General features: G+C 52.8%; 21 protein-coding genes. 8 read left to right on the forward strand and 13 right to left on the reverse strand.

Going from position 1 to position 21,391, the window contains the following annotated elements:
* Positions 1 to 210: 210 nt before the first annotated feature.
* Both EA20_RS0104550 and EA20_RS0104555 read right to left on the reverse strand, forming a co-directional pair.
* A complete protein-coding gene (locus EA20_RS0104550; RefSeq protein WP_024965705.1) occupies positions 211 to 981 on the reverse strand; it encodes an ABC transporter permease in 771 nt (256 codons plus the stop codon).
* A complete protein-coding gene (locus tag EA20_RS0104555; RefSeq protein ID WP_024965706.1) occupies positions 978 to 1,904 on the reverse strand; it encodes an ABC transporter ATP-binding protein in 927 nt (308 codons plus the stop codon). The genes EA20_RS0104550 and EA20_RS0104555 overlap by 4 nt, the downstream gene beginning before the upstream one ends.
* Positions 1,905 to 2,011: 107 nt before the next feature.
* Between EA20_RS0104555 and can the strand changes: the two genes are divergently transcribed.
* Entirely contained in the window at positions 2,012 to 2,674 is a 663-nt protein-coding gene (can, locus tag EA20_RS0104560; protein ID WP_024965707.1) for a carbonate dehydratase, read from the forward strand.
* Positions 2,675 to 2,763: 89 nt separating this feature from the next.
* Here the strand turns inward: can and hpt are convergent, their stop codons facing one another.
* Positions 2,764 to 3,300, reverse strand: a complete 537-nt coding sequence (gene hpt, locus EA20_RS0104565; RefSeq protein ID WP_024965708.1) for a hypoxanthine phosphoribosyltransferase — start codon at positions 3,298 to 3,300, stop codon at positions 2,764 to 2,766.
* Positions 3,301 to 3,505: 205 nt separating this feature from the next.
* On the opposite strand from hpt, the gene EA20_RS0104570 reads away from it, so the two are divergent.
* The gene (locus EA20_RS0104570; RefSeq protein ID WP_024965709.1) at positions 3,506 to 4,792 is read left to right on the forward strand and encodes a cystathionine gamma-synthase family protein; all 1,287 of its coding nucleotides are present in this window, start codon (positions 3,506 to 3,508) and stop codon (positions 4,790 to 4,792) included.
* 6 nt (positions 4,793 to 4,798) lie between these two features.
* Here the strand turns inward: EA20_RS0104570 and EA20_RS0104575 are convergent, their stop codons facing one another.
* The 4 genes from EA20_RS0104575 to EA20_RS0104590 form a co-directional block, all read right to left on the reverse strand.
* Positions 4,799 to 5,779 (reverse strand): LacI family DNA-binding transcriptional regulator, encoded by a 981-nt coding sequence (locus EA20_RS0104575; protein WP_024965710.1) that lies wholly within the window; start codon positions 5,777 to 5,779, stop codon positions 4,799 to 4,801.
* A 74-nt stretch (positions 5,780 to 5,853) separates the two neighbouring features.
* Positions 5,854 to 7,005: a Gfo/Idh/MocA family protein gene (locus EA20_RS0104580; protein WP_024965711.1), complete on the reverse strand. Its 1,152-nt coding sequence runs from the start codon at positions 7,003 to 7,005 to the stop codon at positions 5,854 to 5,856.
* Positions 6,998 to 8,071 (reverse strand): sugar phosphate isomerase/epimerase, encoded by a 1,074-nt coding sequence (locus EA20_RS0104585; protein ID WP_024965712.1) that lies wholly within the window; start codon positions 8,069 to 8,071, stop codon positions 6,998 to 7,000. Before EA20_RS0104585 ends, EA20_RS0104580 begins: the two co-directional genes overlap by 8 nt.
* Positions 8,072 to 8,083: 12 nt before the next feature.
* Entirely contained in the window at positions 8,084 to 9,322 is a 1,239-nt protein-coding gene (locus tag EA20_RS0104590; RefSeq protein ID WP_152540199.1) for an MFS transporter, read from the reverse strand.
* Between the two features lie 261 nt (positions 9,323 to 9,583).
* Here EA20_RS0104590 and katG point away from each other — a divergent pair, with 261 nt between their 5' ends.
* From katG to EA20_RS20730, 3 genes are all read left to right on the forward strand, one after another.
* Positions 9,584 to 11,764 (forward strand): catalase/peroxidase HPI, encoded by a 2,181-nt coding sequence (katG, locus tag EA20_RS0104595; protein WP_024965714.1) that lies wholly within the window; start codon positions 9,584 to 9,586, stop codon positions 11,762 to 11,764.
* Between the two features lie 318 nt (positions 11,765 to 12,082).
* On the forward strand, positions 12,083 to 12,676 hold the full coding sequence (locus EA20_RS0104600) for a serine acetyltransferase (RefSeq protein ID WP_024965715.1): 594 nt from the start codon (positions 12,083 to 12,085) through the stop codon (positions 12,674 to 12,676).
* A gap of 62 nt (positions 12,677 to 12,738) precedes the next feature.
* The gene (locus EA20_RS20730) at positions 12,739 to 13,203 is read left to right on the forward strand and encodes a hypothetical protein (protein ID WP_152540200.1); all 465 of its coding nucleotides are present in this window, start codon (positions 12,739 to 12,741) and stop codon (positions 13,201 to 13,203) included.
* A 320-nt stretch (positions 13,204 to 13,523) separates the two neighbouring features.
* On the opposite strand, the gene EA20_RS0104610 is transcribed toward EA20_RS20730, so the two are convergent.
* Positions 13,524 to 13,916: a type II toxin-antitoxin system HigA family antitoxin gene (locus EA20_RS0104610; RefSeq protein ID WP_038381483.1), complete on the reverse strand. Its 393-nt coding sequence runs from the start codon at positions 13,914 to 13,916 to the stop codon at positions 13,524 to 13,526.
* Positions 13,916 to 14,215, reverse strand: a complete 300-nt coding sequence (locus EA20_RS0104615) for a type II toxin-antitoxin system HigB family toxin (protein WP_024965717.1) — start codon at positions 14,213 to 14,215, stop codon at positions 13,916 to 13,918. Before EA20_RS0104615 ends, EA20_RS0104610 begins: the two co-directional genes overlap by 1 nt.
* Before the next feature lie 707 nt (positions 14,216 to 14,922).
* Here EA20_RS0104615 and EA20_RS0104620 point away from each other — a divergent pair.
* Positions 14,923 to 15,996, forward strand: a complete 1,074-nt coding sequence (locus tag EA20_RS0104620; RefSeq protein ID WP_024965718.1) for a mechanosensitive ion channel family protein — start codon at positions 14,923 to 14,925, stop codon at positions 15,994 to 15,996.
* A 106-nt stretch (positions 15,997 to 16,102) separates the two neighbouring features.
* On the opposite strand, the gene yajD is transcribed toward EA20_RS0104620, so the two are convergent.
* A complete protein-coding gene (yajD, locus tag EA20_RS0104625; RefSeq protein WP_024965719.1) occupies positions 16,103 to 16,450 on the reverse strand; it encodes an HNH nuclease YajD in 348 nt (115 codons plus the stop codon).
* Positions 16,451 to 16,746: 296 nt separating this feature from the next.
* On the opposite strand from yajD, the gene EA20_RS0104630 reads away from it, so the two are divergent.
* Positions 16,747 to 17,649, forward strand: a complete 903-nt coding sequence (locus EA20_RS0104630) for a LysR family transcriptional regulator (protein WP_024965720.1) — start codon at positions 16,747 to 16,749, stop codon at positions 17,647 to 17,649.
* Positions 17,650 to 17,797: 148 nt separating this feature from the next.
* Positions 17,798 to 18,790 carry a zinc-dependent alcohol dehydrogenase family protein gene (locus tag EA20_RS0104635; protein WP_024965721.1) on the forward strand — a complete coding sequence of 331 codons (993 nt, stop codon included), beginning with the start codon at positions 17,798 to 17,800 and terminating at the stop codon, positions 18,788 to 18,790.
* Positions 18,791 to 19,186: 396 nt separating this feature from the next.
* On the opposite strand, the gene EA20_RS0104640 is transcribed toward EA20_RS0104635, so the two are convergent.
* The 3 genes from EA20_RS0104640 to EA20_RS0104650 all read right to left on the reverse strand — a co-directional run bounded on the left by EA20_RS0104640 (position 19,187) and on the right by EA20_RS0104650 (position 20,785).
* On the reverse strand, positions 19,187 to 19,729 hold the full coding sequence (locus tag EA20_RS0104640; RefSeq protein WP_024965722.1) for a DUF3916 domain-containing protein: 543 nt from the start codon (positions 19,727 to 19,729) through the stop codon (positions 19,187 to 19,189).
* A gap of 396 nt (positions 19,730 to 20,125) precedes the next feature.
* Positions 20,126 to 20,449 (reverse strand): multidrug/spermidine efflux SMR transporter subunit MdtI, encoded by a 324-nt coding sequence (locus tag EA20_RS0104645; protein ID WP_024965723.1) that lies wholly within the window; start codon positions 20,447 to 20,449, stop codon positions 20,126 to 20,128.
* On the reverse strand, positions 20,450 to 20,785 hold the full coding sequence (locus EA20_RS0104650; RefSeq protein WP_152540201.1) for a multidrug efflux SMR transporter: 336 nt from the start codon (positions 20,783 to 20,785) through the stop codon (positions 20,450 to 20,452).
* Between the last annotated feature and the right edge of the window lie 606 nt (positions 20,786 to 21,391).

Raw genomic sequence — 21,391 nt, forward strand, 5'->3', positions numbered from 1 at the left:
CGGCAAAGAAAGCGGCTTAAGCCTGCTGACAAAGGCTAAGCGAGTGGAACAGGGGCGGGAAGTAAAACGCCCCGCGCCAGAAATGGCGCGGGGCGGAGTATCAGGATGATGCTTTTGAGGGCTTGCCGAACAGGCCCTGTTTCCAGAGCCAGCACGTTTATAACCTCCGCCAGCGAATGCCCATCGTTTTGATTGTGACAGGCTCTAAACTCAGGTACGCAGACCGCGTCCACGCTGGATCAGCGCCCAGACCAGCAGATAGAAGGCGACAATAAAGGCGACCAGCACCCCCAGGGTGAAGACCAGCGGCACATCGTTGATGCCAAGGAAGCCGTAGCGGAAACCACTGATCATATAGACGATCGGGTTCAGCTTTGACACCATTTGCCAAAAAGGCGGCAGCAGCGTCAGCGAATAGAACACCCCGCCCAGATAGGTCAGCGGCGTCAGGACGAAAGTCGGGATCAGGCTGATATCGTCAAACGTACGTGCAAAGACCGCATTCAGCAGCCCCGCCAGCGAAAACAGGATCGCCGTCAGTAGCAGCGTCACCGCCACCATCAGCCACGAATGCACGTGAAACGGCACGAAAAAGAGCGAAATGGCCGTCACCAGCACGCCGACACAGAGGCCACGCGCCACGCCGCCGCCCACGTAACCCGCAATGATGATATGCGTCGGAACGGGCGCGACCAGCAGCTCTTCGATATTCCGCTGAAACTTGGCGCTAAAGAACGAGGAGGCGACGTTGGCATAGGCGTTGGTGATCACCGCCATCATAATCAGCCCTGGCACGATAAACTGCATATAGGAGAAGCCGTGCATTTCACCGATGCGTGAGCCGATCAGGTTGCCGAAGATGATGAAGTAGAGCGTCATGGTGATCACCGGCGGCACCAGCGTCTGGATCCAGATACGCGCAAAACGGTTGATCTCTTTTCCCCAGATGCTTTTCAGGGCGACCCAGTACAAATGTGTCATGCTTTCTCTCCTTTGCGACCGTTTACCAGGTCGACAAACAGCTCCTCGAGACGGTTAGCCTTATTACGCATACTTAAAACCTGAACGCCCTGATGGCTCAGCTGGCTGAAAACGCTGTTCAGCCCCTGCTCGCGCAGCACTTCCACCTCCAGCGTGGCGGTATCCACCAGCCGGTACTGAAAGCCTTGCAGCTCGGGCAGCGGGCTTTTCGGCGCCAGATCGAGAATAAAAGTTTCCGATTTGAGCTTGGAAAGCAGCCCTTTCATGGTGGTGTTTTCGACCAGTTCACCGCGCTGAATAATGCCGATGTTACGGCACAGCATTTCCGCTTCTTCCAGATAGTGCGTGGTCAGAATGATCGTAGTCCCTCTGGCGTTCAAATCCTGCAGGAAGGTCCACATTGAACGACGCAGCTCAATATCAACCCCGGCTGTTGGCTCATCAAGGATCAGCAGCTTAGGCTCATGCATCAGTGCACGAGCGATCATCAGACGACGCTTCATGCCGCCGGAGAGCATCCGGGCGCGTTCGTTGCGCTTCTCCCAGAGATCGAGCTGTTTAAGGTATTTTTCCGCCCGCTTGAGCGCGTCAGGCTTCTCCACGCCGTAGAGGCCCGCCTGGCTGACCACGATCTGCTGAACGGTTTCGAACTGGTTAAAGTTAAATTCCTGCGGCACCAGCCCGAGCTGGCGTTTGGCGTTGACCACATCATGCTGAAGGTCGTAACCAAACACCCGCACCTTGCCGGCGGTCTTATTGACCAGCGAGCTGATGATGCCGATGGTGGTGGATTTCCCTGCCCCGTTGGGGCCGAGCAGCGCGTAGAAGTCACCCGCTTCCACGTTCAGGTCGATCCCCTTCAGGGCCTGAACGCCGCCTGCGTAGGTTTTGGTCAGTTTTTCAAGTTCCAGTGCATAAGTCATAGGTAAAAGCGTGCCCTGTTTTATGTGGTTTTTTTGTTAACCGTTTTAAATCGCGCCCTGTTGGCCTATATTACTGCAACGAATTTCGAGCATTGGTCGACATTAACATGAAAGATATTGATACCCTTATCAGCAATAACCGCGAATGGTCTACGTTGTTAAAAGAGGAAGACCCGGGCTTTTTCGAACGCCTGTCGCTGGCGCAGAAACCCCGTTTTCTCTGGATTGGCTGCTCTGACAGCCGCGTGCCGGCGGAACGCCTGACGGGCCTGGAGCCGGGTGAACTTTTCGTTCACCGTAACGTTGCCAACCTGGTTATTCACACGGATCTGAACTGCCTTTCCGTGGTGCAGTATGCGGTTGAGGTGCTGGAAGTTGAGCACATCATCATCTGCGGACACTACGGCTGCGGTGGCGTGCAGGCGGCGGTGGAGAATCCGGAGCTGGGTCTTATCAATAACTGGCTGCTGCACATTCGCGACCTGTGGTACAAGCATAGTTCGTTACTGGGTGAACTGCCGCCGGAAAAACGCTTTGACAAACTCTGCGAAATCAACGTGATTGAGCAGGTTTATAACCTGGGTCACTCCACTATCATGCAGTCTGCGTGGAAGCGGGGTCAGAAGGTTTCCATCCACGGCTGGGTTTACGGCATTCAGGACGGCTACCTGCGTGATTTGGGCGTCACCGCCACCAATCGCGAAATCCTGGAACAGCGTTACCGTCACGGCATTGCTCATCTGCTTAACGATCTCGAAAACCCGAGCTGACAGTCGCCGCGCATCATATAACAGGCCGGAAAATCCGGCCTTAGTCGATTGTGCGGTCAGTCGCGGCCCGGTTTCGCTGCCAGACGGGCTTACTCCTCCAGCATCACCACATGGCCGACGTAGGCCAGATGACGATAGCGCTGGGCGTAGTCGATACCGTAACCCACCACAAATTTGTCCGGAATGGTAAAGCCCACATATTCCACCGGCACCTCCACTTCACGACGCTCTGGCTTATCCAGCAGCGTGCAGATCGCCAGTGATTTTGGCTGACGCAGGCTGAGAATATCGCGCACCTTGCTCAGCGTATTGCCCGAGTCGATGATATCTTCCACGATCAGCACGTCTTTGCCGCGAATGTCCTCATCCAGATCCTTGAGGATTTTCACATCACGGGTGCTGGACATGCCGCTGCCGTAGCTGGAGGCCGTCATAAAATCGACTTCGTGCGGGACGTCGATTTTGCGGCAAAGATCCGCCATAAACATGAAAGAACCACGCAGCAGGCCCACCAGGACCATTTCACTGCCGCTCTCACGGTAGGCTTCCGTGATTTGCTGGCCCAGTTCGGCGATACGTTTGGCGATCTCGTCTTCAGAGATCATGACTTCTACGGTGTGTTTCATAGCGTTATGTCGATATTGTCAGTGGCTTAAAGTAAGCCGCGAAGTTTATCACACTCCCCTTCCCGGCGCTCGACGTTGCGCAACGACGCGGCCTCTGACCTCCGCGCATGGCACGCCAGCGCGACGCCATTAATTAGCACCTTCACAGGAAGTTAACGTATGCTGAAACTATCAGCAGCCAGCAGGCACAGAGGCAGGAGATCGCATGACTTTTCAGGCAAAAAAGACCCATATCGGCAGCCGTGAGCTGCACCCCGAAACGCAGATGCTTAACTACGGGTACGATCCGGCGCTTTCAGAAGGGGCGGTAAAACCGCCGGTGTTCCTGACCTCCACCTTTGTGTTTAACTCCGCGGAAGAGGGGAAAGATTTTTTTGACTACGTTTCGGGCCGCCGCGAACCGCCCGAAGGGAGCGGCAACGGCCTGGTCTATTCGCGCTTTAACCATCCCAATAGCGAAATTGTTGAAGATCGACTGGCCATTTTTGAGCGAACCGACAGCGCCGCGCTCTTCTCCTCGGGCATGTCAGCGATCTCCACCACGCTGCTGACCTTCGTTGAGCCTGGCGATGTGATCCTGCACTCGCAGCCGCTCTATGGCGGCACTGAAACGCTGCTGACCAGAACCTTTGCGCGGCTGAAGGTGGCAGCGGTCGGTTTTGCGGACGGCATCAGCGAGGCATCGGTGCAGGCTGCCGCCGATGAAGCCATGCGCCTTGGCCGCGTGTCGGTCATTCTGATTGAATCGCCAGCTAACCCGACCAACAGCCTCGTCGATATTGCGCTGATGAAACGCGTGGCTGATGCTATCGGACAGAAACAGCAGCACCGCCCCGTTATCGCCTGTGATAACACGCTGCTGGGCCCGGTTTTCCAGCGGCCTGTTGAACATGGCGCCGATTTGTCACTCTACTCGCTAACCAAATATGTCGGCGGGCATTCCGATCTGATTGCGGGTGCGGTGATGGGCAGCAAAGCGCTTATCCGCCAGGTTAAAGCGTTACGCAGCGCGACCGGCACCCAGCTCGATCCTCATACCAGCTGGATGATTGGTCGTTCGCTGGAGACGCTGTCGCTGCGTATGACGCGGGCTGACGAAAACGCGGCTGCCGTGGCTGAATTTCTGCGTAACCATGAGAAAATCAGCAAGCTGCAATATCTGGCTTTTCTGGAAGCCGGCTCGCCAGCGGGCCAGCTCTTCGCCCGACAGTGCAGCGGGGCTGGCTCAACCTTTTCCTTTGACGTGGCGGGCGGTGAGGCAGCCGCCTTCCGGCTGCTTAACGCGCTGAGCCTGTTTAAGCTGGCGGTCAGCCTTGGCGGAACGGAGTCGCTTGCCAGCCATCCGGCCAGTACCACCCATTCGGGCGTGCCGGTGGATGTGCGCGATCGCATCGGCATCGGTGAAGCGACGATCCGCCTGTCGATCGGCATTGAGCATAAAGATGATCTTATTGAAGATCTGCGGCTGGCGCTGGACAAAACGCAGCCGTAGCGGACTTCAGGTACTGGCACGCTCAATCAGGTGCCAGTCCATAATAATGCGCTCAGTTGTCGATTCCGGGTCCTCTATCCTCGCCACCACCAGCTCGCAGGCTTTGCGGCCAATATCCCGCGACGGTTGCGCAATGGTGGTCAGCGGCGGCGATACCATCTCCGCCAGTTCCGAGCCGTCAAACCCGGCGACAGCAATGTCTTCAGGCACACGCAAACCCGCCTCGCGGATGGCTGCCATCGCACCGGCGGCTAACGTATCCGATACGGCGAATACCGCGTCCGGCCTCTCGCCGTCCGCCAGTAGCTGAAGCATATTCTGCCTGCCAGCGCTGAAGCTCAGTTCGCTGGCATAAGCGATCGCCTGCCATGTGAGCTGGCTGCGCTCAAGCTCACGCAGATATCCCTGCTGACGCAGCTGGGCATACTTGTAGTTGAGATCGTGATTGATCAGCGCGATCCTGCGGCATCCTTTGTTAATCAGGTGGCGCACCATCTGCTGGGAAGCGTCGCTGTCATTGATGCCAACGCAGGAGATATCGCCGGTATTCGCATATTCCGCGCACTGAACCCAGGGCGTCCCGCCAATCAGTCGTGAAAGCTCAGGCAGCTTGCTGAAGGCGTCCATGGTGATAATACCGTCGACGATCTTACCGGAAAGGAGTTGCAGACTTGAACGCGACCGCTCGATATCCGAGCCGGAGTTGCAGAGCAGGATGCGGTAGCCGCTCTTTTCGGCCTGTTCTTCGATCCCCTTAACCACTTCGGCGCAAAAGGGATTGGAGATATCAGAAACCATCACCAGAATCATTGAGCTGCGCGCGGTGCGCAGCTGGCGTGCCAGCAGATTGGGCTGATAATTGCTCGCCTGGATAGCCTGTAGAACTTTCTCGCGATTTTTGGCTTTTACGGTATCGCTATTATTCAGGACTCGTGACACCGTCGCGACAGAAACGCCCGCAAGGCGGGCGATCTTTTGAATGGACATGGGGTTAACTCTTGCTCAAACCGATGGGACGCAGGCTATCATAAATCCGTTCCGACAATAAGTTAACTGCGTCGTTACCACGCGACCCTTGTCCAGCACTGCTGCTGATGGCTACGCACGATGGCATCGACAATCGCCATCACCTGGGCGCCATCATGAAAGGTCGCAAACGACGCTGCGTTTTCCGCTGGCGGTTTACCCTGCGCTACCGCCAGGTAAAACTGCTGCATCATATTACGGAACGCATCCGGCCAGCCTTCAATATGCCCGCCGGGAAAACGCGCCCGCCCGGCGACGTCGGCATTGAGCAGCGAGGGATCGTCCGAGAGCAGCTGATTGGGCTGATGACGGTGCCCAATCCAGAGCTGCTGCGGCGTCTCCTGATCCCAGGCCAGCGACGCGAGGCTGCCGTTCACCTCAAAAGCCAGCCGGTTTTTGCGCCCGGCAGCAACCTGTGAGACGTTAAAGCTGCCCTTACTGCCGTCGTCAAAGCGGAACAGCACAAAGCCCATATCTTCCGTTGTCACCTTATGGGATTCATACTGCTGCTCTGCCTGTTTCGCCCCAAAGGTGGTGGAGGGCTGCACGCTGGCTTTACGGCTCGGCCAGACGATAGCGAGATCGGCCATCACCTCAACGATTTTTTTGCCGGTGGTAAACTGAATGGTATCGCACCAGTGCGAGCCGATATCCGCCACGGCGCGGGAGGCACCGCCTTTTTCAGCATTTACCCGCCAGTTATAGTCCGTCTCTTCCAGCATCCAGTCCTGCACATAGCTGCCCTGCGCCGAAAACAGCCGTCCCAGTTCCGCCTGCCCGATCATACTGGCGGCCTGCTGAACCATGGCAAACTGGCGATAGACGAAGCTGACGCCGTGCACCACGCCCGCCTGCTCAGCCAGATCGACCAGCTCGCGGGCCTCCTCCATGGTCATGCATAACGGTTTTTCTGAGAAGATATGCTTGCCGGCCTGCAGAACCTGGCGGTTAATTTCAGCATGCACATGATTCGGCGTGCAGTTATGCACGACGTCCAGCCCTTCATGCTGGAGAAAAGTCGCGACATCGCTGTAGGCATGCGGCACATGCAACTCCGCCGCACGCGCCTCAGCGCTTGCCTGCTGCCTATCGCAAATCGCCACCACGTTAATATTACCGAGACGGCGAAGCGCCTCAATATGCGCGGGGCCGATAAATCCGCTGCCGATAATGCCGACATTAATCATCACACTCTCCCCTGTCCAGGCCCAACTGGGCTCTGACGCTCGCCTTCGCATCATGCTGGGCGGCAAAATCATCAAACGCACGTTCCGCGACCGGAATGATATGGCGCTGGATAAATTCAGCACCTTCTCGGGCGCCCGCCTCGCTGCTCTTCAGGCAACATTCCCATTCCAGCACGGCCCAGCCGTCATAGTCATACTGCGCCAGCTTGCTGAAAATGCGTTTGAAATCGATCTGGCCATCGCCCGGCGAACGGAAGCGGCCAGCCCGGTCTATCCAGCGTTGATAACCACCGTAAACGCCGCTGCGGCCATTGGTCTGATACTCCGCATCCTTCACGTGGAAGGCTTTAATGCGGGAATGATAGAGATCGATAAAGCTCAGGTAGTCGATATGCTGCAAAAACAGATGGCTGGGATCGAACAGAATCGCGCAGCGCGGATGATGATTAACCTCAGCCAGAAAGCGCTCAAAGGTCGCGCCGTCATGGAGATCCTCGCCGGGATGAATTTCGTAGCAGAGATCGACGCCGTGGCGATCGAACTCATCCAGCACCGGCAGCCAGCGGCGCGCCAGCTCAGCGAAGGCTTCGCTGAATAACTGCGCGTTATGCGGCGGCCACGGATAAAGATAGGGCCAGGCCAGCGAGCCGGAAAAAGTAGCATGAGCAGTCAGCCCCAGCTTCGCCGACGCCGCCGCCGCTTTTTTCAGCATCCCGATGGCCCAGGCCGTACGCGCTGCGCTGTTGCCGCGCACTTCAGCCGGGGCGAAGCTGTCAAAAGCCTCATCGTGCGCCGGATGTACCGCGATGAGCTGCCCTTCAAGATGGGTGGAAAGCTCGCTGATGACCAGATCATATTTTGTCAGCATTGCCGTGACGTCATCGCAATAGGCCTGGCTGACCGCCGCCTGTTCAAGATCGAAAATCGCCGGATGATGACAGGGAATTTGCAACGCTTTATAACCGAGCGCAGAAGCCCATTGCGCCATTCCTTCCAGCGAATTAAACGGCGCCTGCCGATCAATAAATTGCGATAAAAATATCCCCGGTCCTTTTAACGTCTTCATCGTGTTCTCCCCTTATGCAGCCTCTTCATCCCGGTATTTAAAGGTGAAGAGGAAAAGAATGGCGATCGCCGCCGCTGCGACGGCGGGGATCCACCAGAAAGTCGCCCAGTTTTCTGCCGTAGGCTGTCCGGCAATCAATTTGTTGTAGAGCGCGCCGGAGATCTGCGAACCCAGCAGCATGCCGATGCCGTAGGTAAACATCACCACCATGCTTTGCGCCTGGCCTTTCACCTTCTCGCCAGCGATGCGGTCGGTGTAGATAAATCCCACCACAAAGAAGAAATCGTAGCAGACGCCGTGCAGCAGAATGCCGAGGTAAATAAGCGCCCGCCCTTCATCACCCATACCGGAGGCGAACAGCGCATAGCGAACAAACCAGGCGCACATCCCGACCAGCAGCATGTATTTCACGCCGAGCCGCCGGAACAGCAGCGGGATCACCAGCATGAAAAAGATTTCCGACATCTGTCCGAAGGACATCACGGTGCTGACGTTCTCCACGCCAGCGTCCGCCAGCCATGACGCGGTATAGGCATAATATGTCCCCAGCGGAACAGAGATCAGCGTGGCGCAGAGCGAAAAGATAAAGAAATGGCGGGTCTTGAGGAGAGCGAAGGCATCGGCGCAAAAGAGATCCCGGACTTTCAGGGGCAGCCCTTTTGCCGCTGCGGGCGTATGCGGCAGCGTCAGGCTGTAGATCGCCAGCGCAACAGAACAGACCGCGGCCAGCGAGAAGATTGTGGTACTGGCCGAAATACCGGTAACGCCAATAAAGATACCGGCGACAATCCAGCCGATGGTGCCAAAGACGCGCACCACCGGGAAACTTTTATCGCTGCTGGCCAGGCTGTGGAAAGCGATATTATTGGAGAGCGCCAGCGTCGGCATATAGCAGAGCGTGTAGCCGAACAGCAACCCAATCAGCAGCGCGCCGTTTTCGGTTTCCAGCGCATGCGGAACAAACCACAGGATCGCCGCCCCCGCCAGGTTCATTACCGCCATCACTTTTTGTGACGGGAAGAAGCGGTCTACCAGCATGCCCAGCACGAAGGGAGAAAGAATGGAAGCGATAGGCCCCGCAGAAAAAGCATCACCAATCAGCAGCGACATATTGTGCTGCGTCATGACCAGCCCCAGGGTGACTGACCAGCTGCCCCAGATAAAAAACTGCATAAACATCATCAGCGAAAGCCGCGGAATAAGCCACCGCTGCGGCATCCGGTTGGTATCAGAACGTTGTGAAACAGACATGATGCACTCTCCGGCAAGATAGTAATCGATTACATTTCATTTAAAGTAATCGATTACAAAAATGATTATCTCAATCTCGATCACACTTTCATCATCTTCAGGTAACGACCACAGCGAGAAGTATTAACACAACGGGATCTGCCCGGCACCGCAGTCAGAGTGCAAACAAAGGTAACGACTATCAAATCTGTCGGTTAATACAGGTATGAGTTATCAAAGGCGGCAGCTAAGGTAGAGCCAGATAAAAAATGGAGCCTGAAAATGAGCACGCCAACTGACACACACAATGCGTTATCCGCCGGGAAATGCCCCTTTCACCAGGGCAACAATAATCAGGCTGCCGGGGGTGGAACCGGGCATCATGACTGGTGGCCCGATCAGCTCCGCGTGGATCTGCTGAATCACCACTCCAACCGCGCAAACCCGCTGGGAGCCGCGTTTAATTACCGCGAAGCGTTCAGCAAACTTGACTACTACGCGCTGAAAGCCGATCTGAAAGCCCTGCTGACAGACTCGCAGCCGTGGTGGCCCGCCGACTGGGGAAGTTATATCGGCCTTTTTATCCGTATGGCGTGGCACAGCGCGGGCACTTACCGTTCTGCGGATGGCCGGGGCGGTGCGGGCCGTGGCCAGCAGCGCTTCGCTCCCTTAAATTCCTGGCCTGATAACGTCAGTCTCGATAAGGCCCGCCGTCTCCTCTGGCCGGTCAAACAGAAATATGGTCAGAAAATCTCCTGGGCCGATCTCTATATCCTGGCCGGTAACGTCGCGCTGGAAAATGCCGGTTTCCGTACCTTTGGTTTCGGCGCCGGGCGCGAAGATGTCTGGGAGCCGGATCAGGATGTGAACTGGGGCGGCGAAAAAACCTGGCTGGCGCACCGCCATCCGGAATCACTGGCGCAGGCGCCGCTGGGCGCAACCGAGATGGGCCTGATCTACGTGAACCCCGAAGGGCCGGAAAACAGTGGCAATCCAGCCTCCGCCGCGCCGGCCATTCGCGCCACCTTCGGCAATATGGGCATGAATGACGAAGAAACCGTTGCGCTGATTGCGGGCGGGCATACCCTGGGCAAAACGCATGGCGCCGCCGCGGCAAGCCATGTTGGCGTCGATCCCGAAGCCGCGCCGATTGAAGCACAGGGCCTTGGCTGGGCCAGCCAGTATGGCAGCGGCTCGGGTGCCGACGCCATTACCTCTGGCCTTGAGGTCACCTGGACGCAAACGCCGACGCAGTGGAGCAACTATTTCTTCGAGAACCTGTTCCGCTATGAGTGGGTACAGACACGCAGCCCGGCGGGTGCGATCCAGTTTGAAGCCGTCAATGCGCCTGACACTATTCCGGATCCGTTCGACCCGACCAGAAAACGCAAACCAACCATGCTGGTGACCGATCTGACGCTGCGTTTCGATCCGGCGTTTGAGAAAATCTCGCGGCGTTTCCTCAACGATCCTCAGGCGTTTAATGAAGCCTTTGCGCGCGCCTGGTATAAGCTGACTCACCGGGATATGGGACCAAAAGCGCGCTACATCGGTCCGGAAGTGCCAAAAGAGGATCTGATCTGGCAGGATCCCCTGCCGCAGCCGCGTCATGCGCCAACAGCCACCGACATTGCGCAGCTGAAATCAGAGATCGCCGAGTCGGGCCTGTCCGTCAGCGAGCTGATTTCTGTCGCCTGGGCGTCAGCCTCAACCTTCCGTGGCGGAGATAAACGGGGCGGCGCTAATGGGGCGCGGCTGGCGCTGATGCCGCAGAGGGAATGGGACGTTAATGCGACAGCGTCGCGCGTGCTGCCCACGCTCGAAGCCATTCAACTGAGATCGGGCAACGCCTCGCTGGCCGATATTATTGTGCTGGCAGGTGGGGTCGGCGTTGAGCTGGCGGCGAAGGCTGCGGGCATCGACGTTAAGGTGCCGTTCACGCCGGGACGGGTGGATGCGCTTCAGGCGCAGACGGATATCGCGCTCTTTGAGCTGCTCAACCCCGCCGCCGATGGGCTGCGTAACTACCGTGGCGTACGGAACGGAACCTCAACAGAAGCGCTGCTGATTGATAAAGCGCAGCAGCTGACGTTAACGCCGCCAGAACTGACGGTGCTGGTCGGCGGCATGCGTGCGGTGGGTGGCAACTTCGATGGTAGCGCGCATGGCGTGTTCACCAGCCGTCCGGGCGTGCTCAGCAATGACTTTTTCGTCAATCTGCTGGATATGCGCAACGAATGGAAAGCGACCGATGCTTCTGCGGAGCTGTTTGAGGGGCGCGATCGCCTGAGTGGCGAAGTGAAGTTTACCGCGACCCGTGCGGACCTGGTATTCGGCTCGAATGCGATTCTGCGCTCCGTCGCCGAAGTGTACGCCAGTGAGGATGCCAGAGAGAAATTCGTCCACGATTTTGTCGCCGCCTGGACGAAAGTCATGAATCTGGATCGTTTCGACCTGCGTTAACTCCCGGCACCGGGGAAGGGTTAGCCCCCTTCCCCGGTTTTCTGCATCAGGTAGCTTGCCTGAACAGCATGGTTTGAAGCGGTTTTCAACACTCATACTCAGCAGTAAACATTTATGCGGGTGGCTTTGATTCCGTCCCTTTCCGCACGAGACATTACTGCCCTCTCTCCTGGAGCTAAACCGGAGGTTTCAGAGGTTCCTGCCTTGCCGCTCTCCTGTACCCTTTTCCCCGCCCGGTTGTTCAACTGTTCAAATCAATAAACTCGCTGATAAAAAAAAGATACAATGTAAAAAATCTTAATTGTCTATGAGAAGTGGATGGAAATTGCTCATTTATTAGCAGAAAGCACCAACTGTGCCTATGCGCATTTCAAAGAATGTCTCCGTCTGGAGGTGCTCAACAGGGACGGCAAGAAGGCGTTTTCATGGTTCAAAGTTCTGCATCGCGCCCTGTTCAGCTATAAGAAGCGGTATTACTTCTGGTGGCGGCTGGCGAATTACTGGCATACGTTACCTTCACCCCGCTACCGCAAATGGGCGAGAAGAATTAATCATAATCTGCTCAAAAAATATGGTGCCGACATCAGCGTCGCGGCCTATATCGGACCAGGAATGAAGATTAACCACTATGTCGGCATCGTAATACGCGCGGAGTGCGTGATTGGACGCAATATCAATCTGCGTCAGAACACCACGATTGGGCGCAGAGATTCGGTGAACAACAGCGGGAAAACTATCATCGGGAATAACGTTGATATAGGCGCGCACAGCTGCATTATCGGTGATGTTCACATCGGCGATAATGTTATCATCGGCGCAATGTCATTTATTAATAAATCTGTTCCCAAAAACAGCGTGGTTTATTGTGATAAAGTCACGACGGTCCGTGAACGCCAGGAAAAAGCTTATTAAGTAAATTTGTGTCGATATAATAGTTGTTGATTATGGAATTTGAAAAGCAACAGGAGGTTAAAATGGCACGCAGAATTGAGCTTAAAGGCGTAGCCAATGCGCTTAATGCGTGTTTTGTTAGTCGTAACAACGATTTTGCAGGATACTGGGCTATTGGTCAGCTAAAATCCTTTGCTTTAGCTAACAGCCTTAGCTCAATGACGTTTTCTTTAATCAAACCTAACAGCAAATTCAACTGTAACCTACAGAATTTCATTGTAGCTCACTATTCAGGCATACTCGGGTATCTGCTAACAAAGCAACAGATTCCTGAATGTTGGGTCATTAAGGCTGGTATTTTGATCGACTTTAACGTTCATTATAAACAGGCTCAGTTGTTTCATTGCTCAGCTTCAGGCGAGCCTTATCGATGCTGTTGTGAGATAACTGATGATGCTGGTCGCCGTTACGCCTCAATAATTTATGGCCGGTGCCAACCACACTCTGCTGTGAAAGAGTTAAAATCGTCCCGAAAATCCACAATATAGTTATTAAGACGGACCTTCGCTCCTGGCGGGCAGTTATCTATTTTTCACTATTTGCCGAACAGAGTGCTAACTGCTTACCGGTTGGCAAGTAGAGTTGACCGGTATTCATTCATTAAGCTTCCCGTATTAGTAATGCATTCACAGGCGGTGGAATAATTGTAAACTACCGCTCCTCGCTCAAAGCGGACAGTACGTCCACGCCAGGCTGCATGGTGATTGTCGGTCTGAGGAGTTGTGACTTATGCTGTCTGGGAATATGACTGGTCCTGGGCCAACCACAGGCCGCAGGAATAAAAAAGCCCGCGCGTAGTGGGCTTCAGTTACTGCACTTTCACTCGTTCGGGTTTTGCTGCGCCTACCAGCGACGCCAGCGGGATGTTGAACATTTTATGCAGGTTGCGGATCATCGGTAGCGTCAGCGCACGCTTATTATTCAGCACCTCATAGACGCGGTTTGGGCGTCCAATCGCCGGCACCAGGTCTTTCGCCGACAGCCCCATCTGATCCATCCGGAATTTAATCGCTTCTACCGGATCGGGTGCTTCAATCGGGTAGTGTTCCTGCTCGTATTTTTCGATAAGCAGGATCATTACTTCCAGAAAATCCCCGGCTTCAGTCCCCGGCTCCGGCTCATTGTCGAACAGCGGGGATACGGCTGTCAGAGCTGCCTCATAATCTGCTTCGTTGTGAATCGGTTTGATTTTATAAGTCATCACATATCCACCGTGTTTGCGTCTGTCTTGTCATATTCAGCATGCGTTCCAACAAACTTGATGTAGACCGCCTGATACCTGTAAGCCACTGCGGCAATCAGACGGTAGTGGTTGCCCTTGATATCAAACACCACCCGATTGTTGCTTAGAAAATCTGCTGTCCTGTATTTGTCCTTAATGTCCTGAGGCGTTTTCCATTGGGCCTTACTGACTTCATCTACCCACGCTCTAAGAGGTTGCTCCGCCTGATTATGTGTCTCCCAGAATCTTTTGAGGGATGCGGTCGATATAATTCGCACTGACTTTCCTTGTTATCCCACAGTGGGACCAACATAGCAGTCCCGTAGCGGGACTTCAAGGTTTTAGACGCTTTGGTGTTTCAGGCTCGCTGTATAGATAAACAGTCTGATGCATTTAATCTTTTCAACCCTGACCTGACATATTATCTCCATATCGCTCGATGCAGAGGTAAGCCAGCCTCTTCCATCAGCGTTATCCCTTTGCCACCTTCTGACCACGCCAGGCCGCTTTCGCATCACAGCGCGTGCCGACACCCAATTCAGCTAATCACGCCGAAAGCGGCGATAATAAAAGTGGCGCATTCCTGTGTTGAAGGCTGGCGCAAAGTGGGGACGCAGGCAGCATCGCACGCCGTTACGGTCACCCTCTTTTGGCCCTTTGGCTTGTCTTGCATGGCGGTTTCCCGTTTTTCATCCGGGAATCACGCCCGCTATGGACAGATGACATCAGGGCGGTTAAAGCGCCGGTATTCTGTAATCTGGCCGGGATATCACCGCCATACACAGATTTCATTTTTCCTCTTACTCGCTGAAAGATAACCACTTTTCCGAAAGACTTCCAGGTTGCGACGGTTGAGTAATTGAATCTTTGCTAAGCTAACAGGCGTTAGCTTTGTTAACCACTGATAACCGGGAAGACAACGGTTACTGCGTTTTTCTACATTATCTGACAACCAAAGGTTGTTGATTGAATATAAGGGAAAATAATGCCGCTGATATTCGATGAGTTATCTGGTGCGCCAGTATGGGTACCTGTTGTATTCCTCGTCACGATCTCATTCGCACTGGGCTTCCTGGCCCGGTTTATCTTTTTCAGATTCATCCTTTATTGGCAGGGTCGTGACAGGAAGCTGTTTAAATCACTTGAAAAAAATCTTCGTGGGTCGATTTTTTTATTCATTCCTTTGCTGATGATAAATATCGGGGTTAACTACCTTGATATTCACTCAGACTTGCTTGCTGTTATTACAGCCACCACGAATGTTTTTATAATATTATCCATTTGCTCCGTTTTAATTCGACTGACCAATGTCGCGCAGGATATGCTTTTTATACGCTATGATATTAATCTTTCGAATAATCTTCGCGCGCGTAAAATCCGTACTCAGATAATCTATGTAAAAAAGGTGGTCATTGTACTGCTTGTTTCATTATGTCTTTGTAGCATTTTACTCAGTTTTCCCAGTGTCCGGAAATTCGGTACAACAATCCTGGCCGGTGCGGGCGTAGCCGGAATAATCATCGGGTTTGCTCTTCAGAAGTCGCTTGTTAACCTGTTTGCCGGCATTCAGATAGCCTTTACCCAGCCGATAAAAATTGATGATGCGGTGGTCGTTGAAAAAGAGTGGGGCTGGATTGAGGAGATAAACCTGACTTATGTGGTGGTGCGTCTCTGGGATCTGCGCCGGCTGGTCCTGCCTATCACCTACTTCACAGAAAATGCGTTCCAGAACTGGACACGCAATAATGCACAAATTTTAGGCTCTGTTTTTCTTTACGTGGATTACTCCATGCCGTTAGAGCCTCTTCGCCAGCATTTTGAAAAAGTGCTCAGTGAAACCAAACTCTGGGATCAACAAACCCAGGTACTTCAGGTCACCGATACCTCAGAAAAAACCATGACGATCAGGATGTTGATGACCGCTCAGAACTCCCCTATCGCTTTTGATTTACGCTGTTACGTCCGGGAAAAGATGATTGAGTTTATTCAGCAAAATTATCCGCAAAGCCTGCCTCACGTCAGGGCGTCATTGATCGATTCTGAGGTTAGCGAGTCCTGAGGTCATTGGTTAAGAGTGAGTGGAAAGTACAGTGACGATAAGTGTGCTTGATTATTATCAGGACATCTGTACTTCCGCTCCTCGATCTAAACGGGCGTTCCCGACGCTACTTCTTCTTATTCAGCATCGACTTCAGGTCAGCAAAGGGATTATAGGTTGCGGCATCAATATCGTTCTGCGCATCTTCCCCCGCCACCACAGTTGTGCCGTACTGCTCAGCCTCAGTGTATTTCGAGTGTTCGTGGTCATGACAATAGAGGCACAACAATTCCCAGTTACTGCCATCTTCCGGGTTATTGGTGTGGTCATGATCGATATGGTGAACCGTGAGTTCACGCAGGTTAGAGTACACAAACTCCCGCGAGCAGCGCCCGCACACCCACGGATAGATTTTTAACGCCTTCTCACGATAGCCACTTTCCAGCCGCGTGTAGTTTTTCGGGATCAGAGCCATTGCTGATATTACCTGTGTCAGATGATGTTATGGGAAGAGCTGTTCAGCCTGCGTAACAGGATACTGCAAATTGCACACTAAATCCGCTCCCGGCAAAACAGTAAGGAAGCTGGCTTATGAAAGTCATATACTCAGTTTCACATCGGCTTCTGTATAAGTCTGAGGCAGCCAGGCCAGAACCCGCTTAGCATGGGCAATAATAAATTTTCTGTCTGCTTAAGCTTTCAGGTGCCGGCGTAGGTGGAGCGGTATGATACAACGGCGCGGCAGATATATAAGGCTATTTGGGTGCTGATATGCGTTCTAACATGATTGAATACATTACTATTTTTATCCAGGTTGTTGAGCAAGGTAGTTTCACTAAAGCCGCCGATATGTTGCAGCTGCACCGCCCCGCCGTCAGTAAAGCGATACAGTATCTTGAGGATGACCTCGGCGTAAAACTTATTCACCGTACTACACGCAAGTTGAGTATTACGCCTGAAGGTGACGAATTTTATCAGCGTGCCAGACAGGTTCTGGCAGAAGTTGATAATATGCTGGCCGTTTTTTCACCGACTCTTCCGCCTCGTGGACGGCTCAAGCTTGATGTTCCGCTGGCGCTGGCGCATGCCATACTAATTCCTCACCTGATGGCGTTTCAGTCACGCTATCCTGATATTGAACTGGTGCTGGTTTCATCGGATAAAAAAACCGACCTGATCACTGAAGGTGTGGACTGCGTGGTGCGGCTGGGCGAACTGCAGGATTCCAGCTTTATTGCCAGGCGCCTTGGCGAAATAAAGATGGCGACCTGTGCAGCCCCTTCTTATCTGCAACGGCACGGTCGGCCGAAAACGCTGGCAGAACTTGAGCGGCACCGGGCAGTTAACTTCTTCAGCGATCACAGCCGTGAGGTGATGGAATGGAAGTTTATCGAGGATGGTGTCACTGTTTCGCGACGCCCTGCCAGCAGCATTCTGGTCGATAACTCCGATATTTTGTTGTCTTGCGGCCTGGCAGGTCTGGGTATTATCCAGGCCACCAGAAACGCTCTTGCGCCGCATATTGCTTCCGGGGAACTTGAAGAGATCCTGACGCAGTACCCTTCCGTTTCAAAACCTGTATCGGTGATGTATCCCGACAGGCGCTATCTTTCTCCTCAGGTACGCGTATTCATCGACTGGCTCAGTGAAATTTTTGCCCGACAAAGCACCTGAGCCTGCTGATTGTTACTGAATAAATAATACTGAAGTTCTTCAGCGGCTATTTTTACAACGATTATAACCACGTAGATTGTTTGCAGATGAATCGGGTACACCTTTCGCGCTATCCGCAAGGTGTGCCGCTAACTGACGAGGTCTGAAGATGTCTAAAGTTGTTACGTTTAACCGCACCGGTGGTCCGGAAGTTCTGGAAATTGTCGATGTTCAGGTGCCTGCACCTGCGGCTGGTGAAGTACAGATTCGCGTACATGCGGTTGGTGTTAACCGTGCAGAAATCATGTATCGCAACGGCCAGTATGTTATTGAGCCGGAATTTCCGGCACGGCTGGGCTATGAAGCGGCTGGCGTGATTGAAGCTGTCGGTGACAATGTCGAGGATTTTTCCTGCGGCGATGTCGTCAGCGTGATCCCTTCATTCATGTTTAGCGACTACGGTATGTACGGCGAACGGGTCAATGCACCGGTGCACGCTGTCGTGAAGCATCCTGAAAATCTTTCATTCGAGGAAGCTGCTGCAAGCTGGATGATGTACGTAACCGCTTACGGTGCGCTGGTTGAATATGGCAACCTTCAGGCTGGTCAGAATGTCGTGATCCGCGCAGCATCAAGTAGCGTGGGCCTGGCTGCCATACAAATAGCTAATATGCTGGATGCAAAACCCATCGCGCTTACGCGCACCTCAGAAAAAAGCGAAATGCTTCTGAAAGCTGGTGCCGCCGCCGTCATTGCTACTGCGGAGCAGGATATGGTTGCTGAAATCAACCGTGCAACAGATGGCGTGGGCGCTCATATTGTTTTTGACCCTGTTGGCGGGCCGGATGTGGCAAAGCTGACTCAGGTAATGGCACCACAGGGTATGTTCTTCCAGTATGGCGCGCTAGATAGCCGTGACATGCTTATACCTGTATTCGATATTCTCGGTAAACATCTCACGATACGAGGCTATGAGCTGTTTGAAATCACCACCGATGCGGAAAAAATGGCGCGTGCGAAATCCTTTGTCACCGAAGGTCTGCGTTCCGGTAAGTTGAAACCCGTCATTGATAAAACCTTCAGGCTCGAAGATATTGCTGATGCGCACCGTTATATGGAAGCAAATGGTCAGGTAGGTAAAATCATCGTGACCGTTGGATAATACGGCTCTTAGCGCCTCATGGGGGGAGATGATGTTTTCCGGAAAACTACATTGTTGTCCCTTTAATAAAGTTTATGGCATGGCCAGCATTCGGTGGCCATGTTATTCCTCCTTTACTGATGTGAAGAGAGCGTAGACTTTAGCAGTGCGGGTGAGATAGAACCTGCCAGACATCTTCAACAGGCCGTTCAAAACACCCTCATTTTTTCGCTGACATCTAGTAATAGCAAATTGGTTAGCCCTAATTCACCTGTATACATATCGAATGTCCGCTTCTCGCTTATTGTAGACTTTGCCTCATTCGCATGGCCGCTTCATCTCAAACTTGGACGTTCGGCAAAAGTAGCATCTTCTTTTGTAAATGCTTCATTCTTAATAAAATGATAGGCAACTCCCTTAAGTCACCTGACCATAATACCAGCGTTCTCTCGTGAACCATTCATCCCGGTCCTCGCTGCCATAATATTCGAGGGTGATACCTATTTCCTGAACATTAGCTGGCAGAATAAGTCCCCATTCAACAGCAAGGCTGCGCTCTTTGATTAAAGCAGAAGCACCAGTTTCAGAACGATCTTCAGTTATGAAGCTTTGATAATAGTCTTCCGAGCGATAAAGGCAGACCTCACTCGTAAACATATCCGGAAGACATACAACGGCAGTAATCCGGGGGCTGTAATTCCTACCAGCAGTGGCCGTTATGAGATTTGAACATGCGTTAATTAAAGCTTGCGCGCAGGCTGCTTTGGTTTTACGCGTGCTGTACTTCCCCTGAACAAGATTGATCTCTACAGGGATTTTGAAATTCCAGTAATGCTCATCTTCTGCAAACACGCTACGTTCAGGACTATGAAAAGTATCAGCCCAACGGTTAAGTGCTTTTATGCGTCGGGGAATATTCCTGACCTTGGTTCGATGATCGCTGTTAAGTCGTCTGCTCATAAATAATTTGTTCGTTATCTGTTTAAATGGTTTACGTTGTACTCCTGCACCGGAGCATTCCATCCTGAGTTGATCAGCTTATCGTTACGCCTGCAATTTAATGCACCGTTATCAACTTAAGAGGATTTATGTCTGCTTTTCGCTCAAAGCGGACCTTGTCCGTTTTATGCCAGAATATGCAGCCAGAATGAAGCCGGTTATTCCTGATTATAAATGGATCATATCCGGGGACAGGGTCAGTCGGATCGTGTAGTTCAATCCGACAAACAATGAAGGGGGTGGGATGGGTGAAATCTGCCAGAGCAGAGGTTTTGTGATATTCCTTCAGCGTGGCTGCGAAATCCTGCGACTGGTTGTTGTTACGGGTGAAAATACTAACTGCATCTGTCCGTGTTTTTATCCCAGTTCAAGTAATATCAGACCAGCAGCGATCATGAGCAAACCATAGCATCCTTTGCGTCCGAGAGGCTGTCCGAAAATGATCCAGCCAGACAAAGCCGTCAGAAGAATGCCGCAGCCTCCCCATATAGCGTAGGCAGTCGCCATTTCCATCCCTTTCAGAGCCTGGGTCAGGGCAGTAAAAGAGGCAAAAATAAACAACAAACCCACCGCGCCTGGCATTTTTTTTGTCAGCCCGTCCGAACGCTGTAGAAAGGCATTAGCCGTCACTTCAAGCACAATGGCTGCAGCAAGACAGAAATAGGGAAAGTTCTTACCCATTTATTTACCCTGCCCGTGTTCAGCGAGATTGACCAGCACAACACCGCCCAGCAGCAGTAAGATGCCCAGGCTTTGAATGATGCTGAGGTGTTCTTTGAAAAGGAAGCTGCCAGCGGCAGCTATGCACAGCAGACCCAGCGACTCCCAGGTGGCATACGCTACCGCAAGCGTAATTTTCTTCAGGGCAAGCGCCATAAAAGTAAATGACAGCCCAATGGTGACATACATGAACAGCATGCCTGCCTGACTAGCCTCCTGCGAGAGGTATTTCATAACAATCACACTGCTTACCTCTGACACAATTGCCAGAGAAAGATAAAGCCATGCCTGGATCACACAGTCTCCATAGTAAGGGGGATACAAAACAGCCGGGTAGTTTATACCGGAATACCAGGCCGGAGAACAGAATCAGCAATGGCCTGCCAGCGTTTAAACATTGGATGTGTGCACATGCACCGCTGCATGTTTAATGTGTCTGAAAAATGTTATGTTCGGCATAGTTGAAGTACTGTTAGTTATAATGGAACTTCTGCTAATCGCTCACAGCGGACATGTGTCATAAGTTATGAGCCGTGCTGTACTGCGGACATTCCGAAATTAAAGGCTTTCCATATAGTGAAACGCTTTCAGCAGTTCCTCTTCAGTTCCCGGTGATATCAGACTTGCTCCTGTACCCTCTTCAACTTTCGTCAACAATTCATAACGGGTGATACCCAGTCTGTTCGCTACATGATTAACACAACTTCTTGCATGCGAAGCTCTGTGTGCCAGGGGTCTTGCGGGGTCTAAAGCTCTTTTTCTTGATGAAGAGTGAGACATCGGCTCATCCTTAAAGCGGGCATTTTTCTCTATTCTGGCACCTTTCTTAGTTGCATATCCTGACTTTTCCAACAAGCCCCAACTAAAGTCCGCTTTGTGCCAGGAGCGGACGTTGCTAACATC

It is taken from the genome of Pantoea sp. IMH (genome assembly GCF_000599885.1).
GTDB lineage: Bacteria > Pseudomonadota > Gammaproteobacteria > Enterobacterales > Enterobacteriaceae > Erwinia.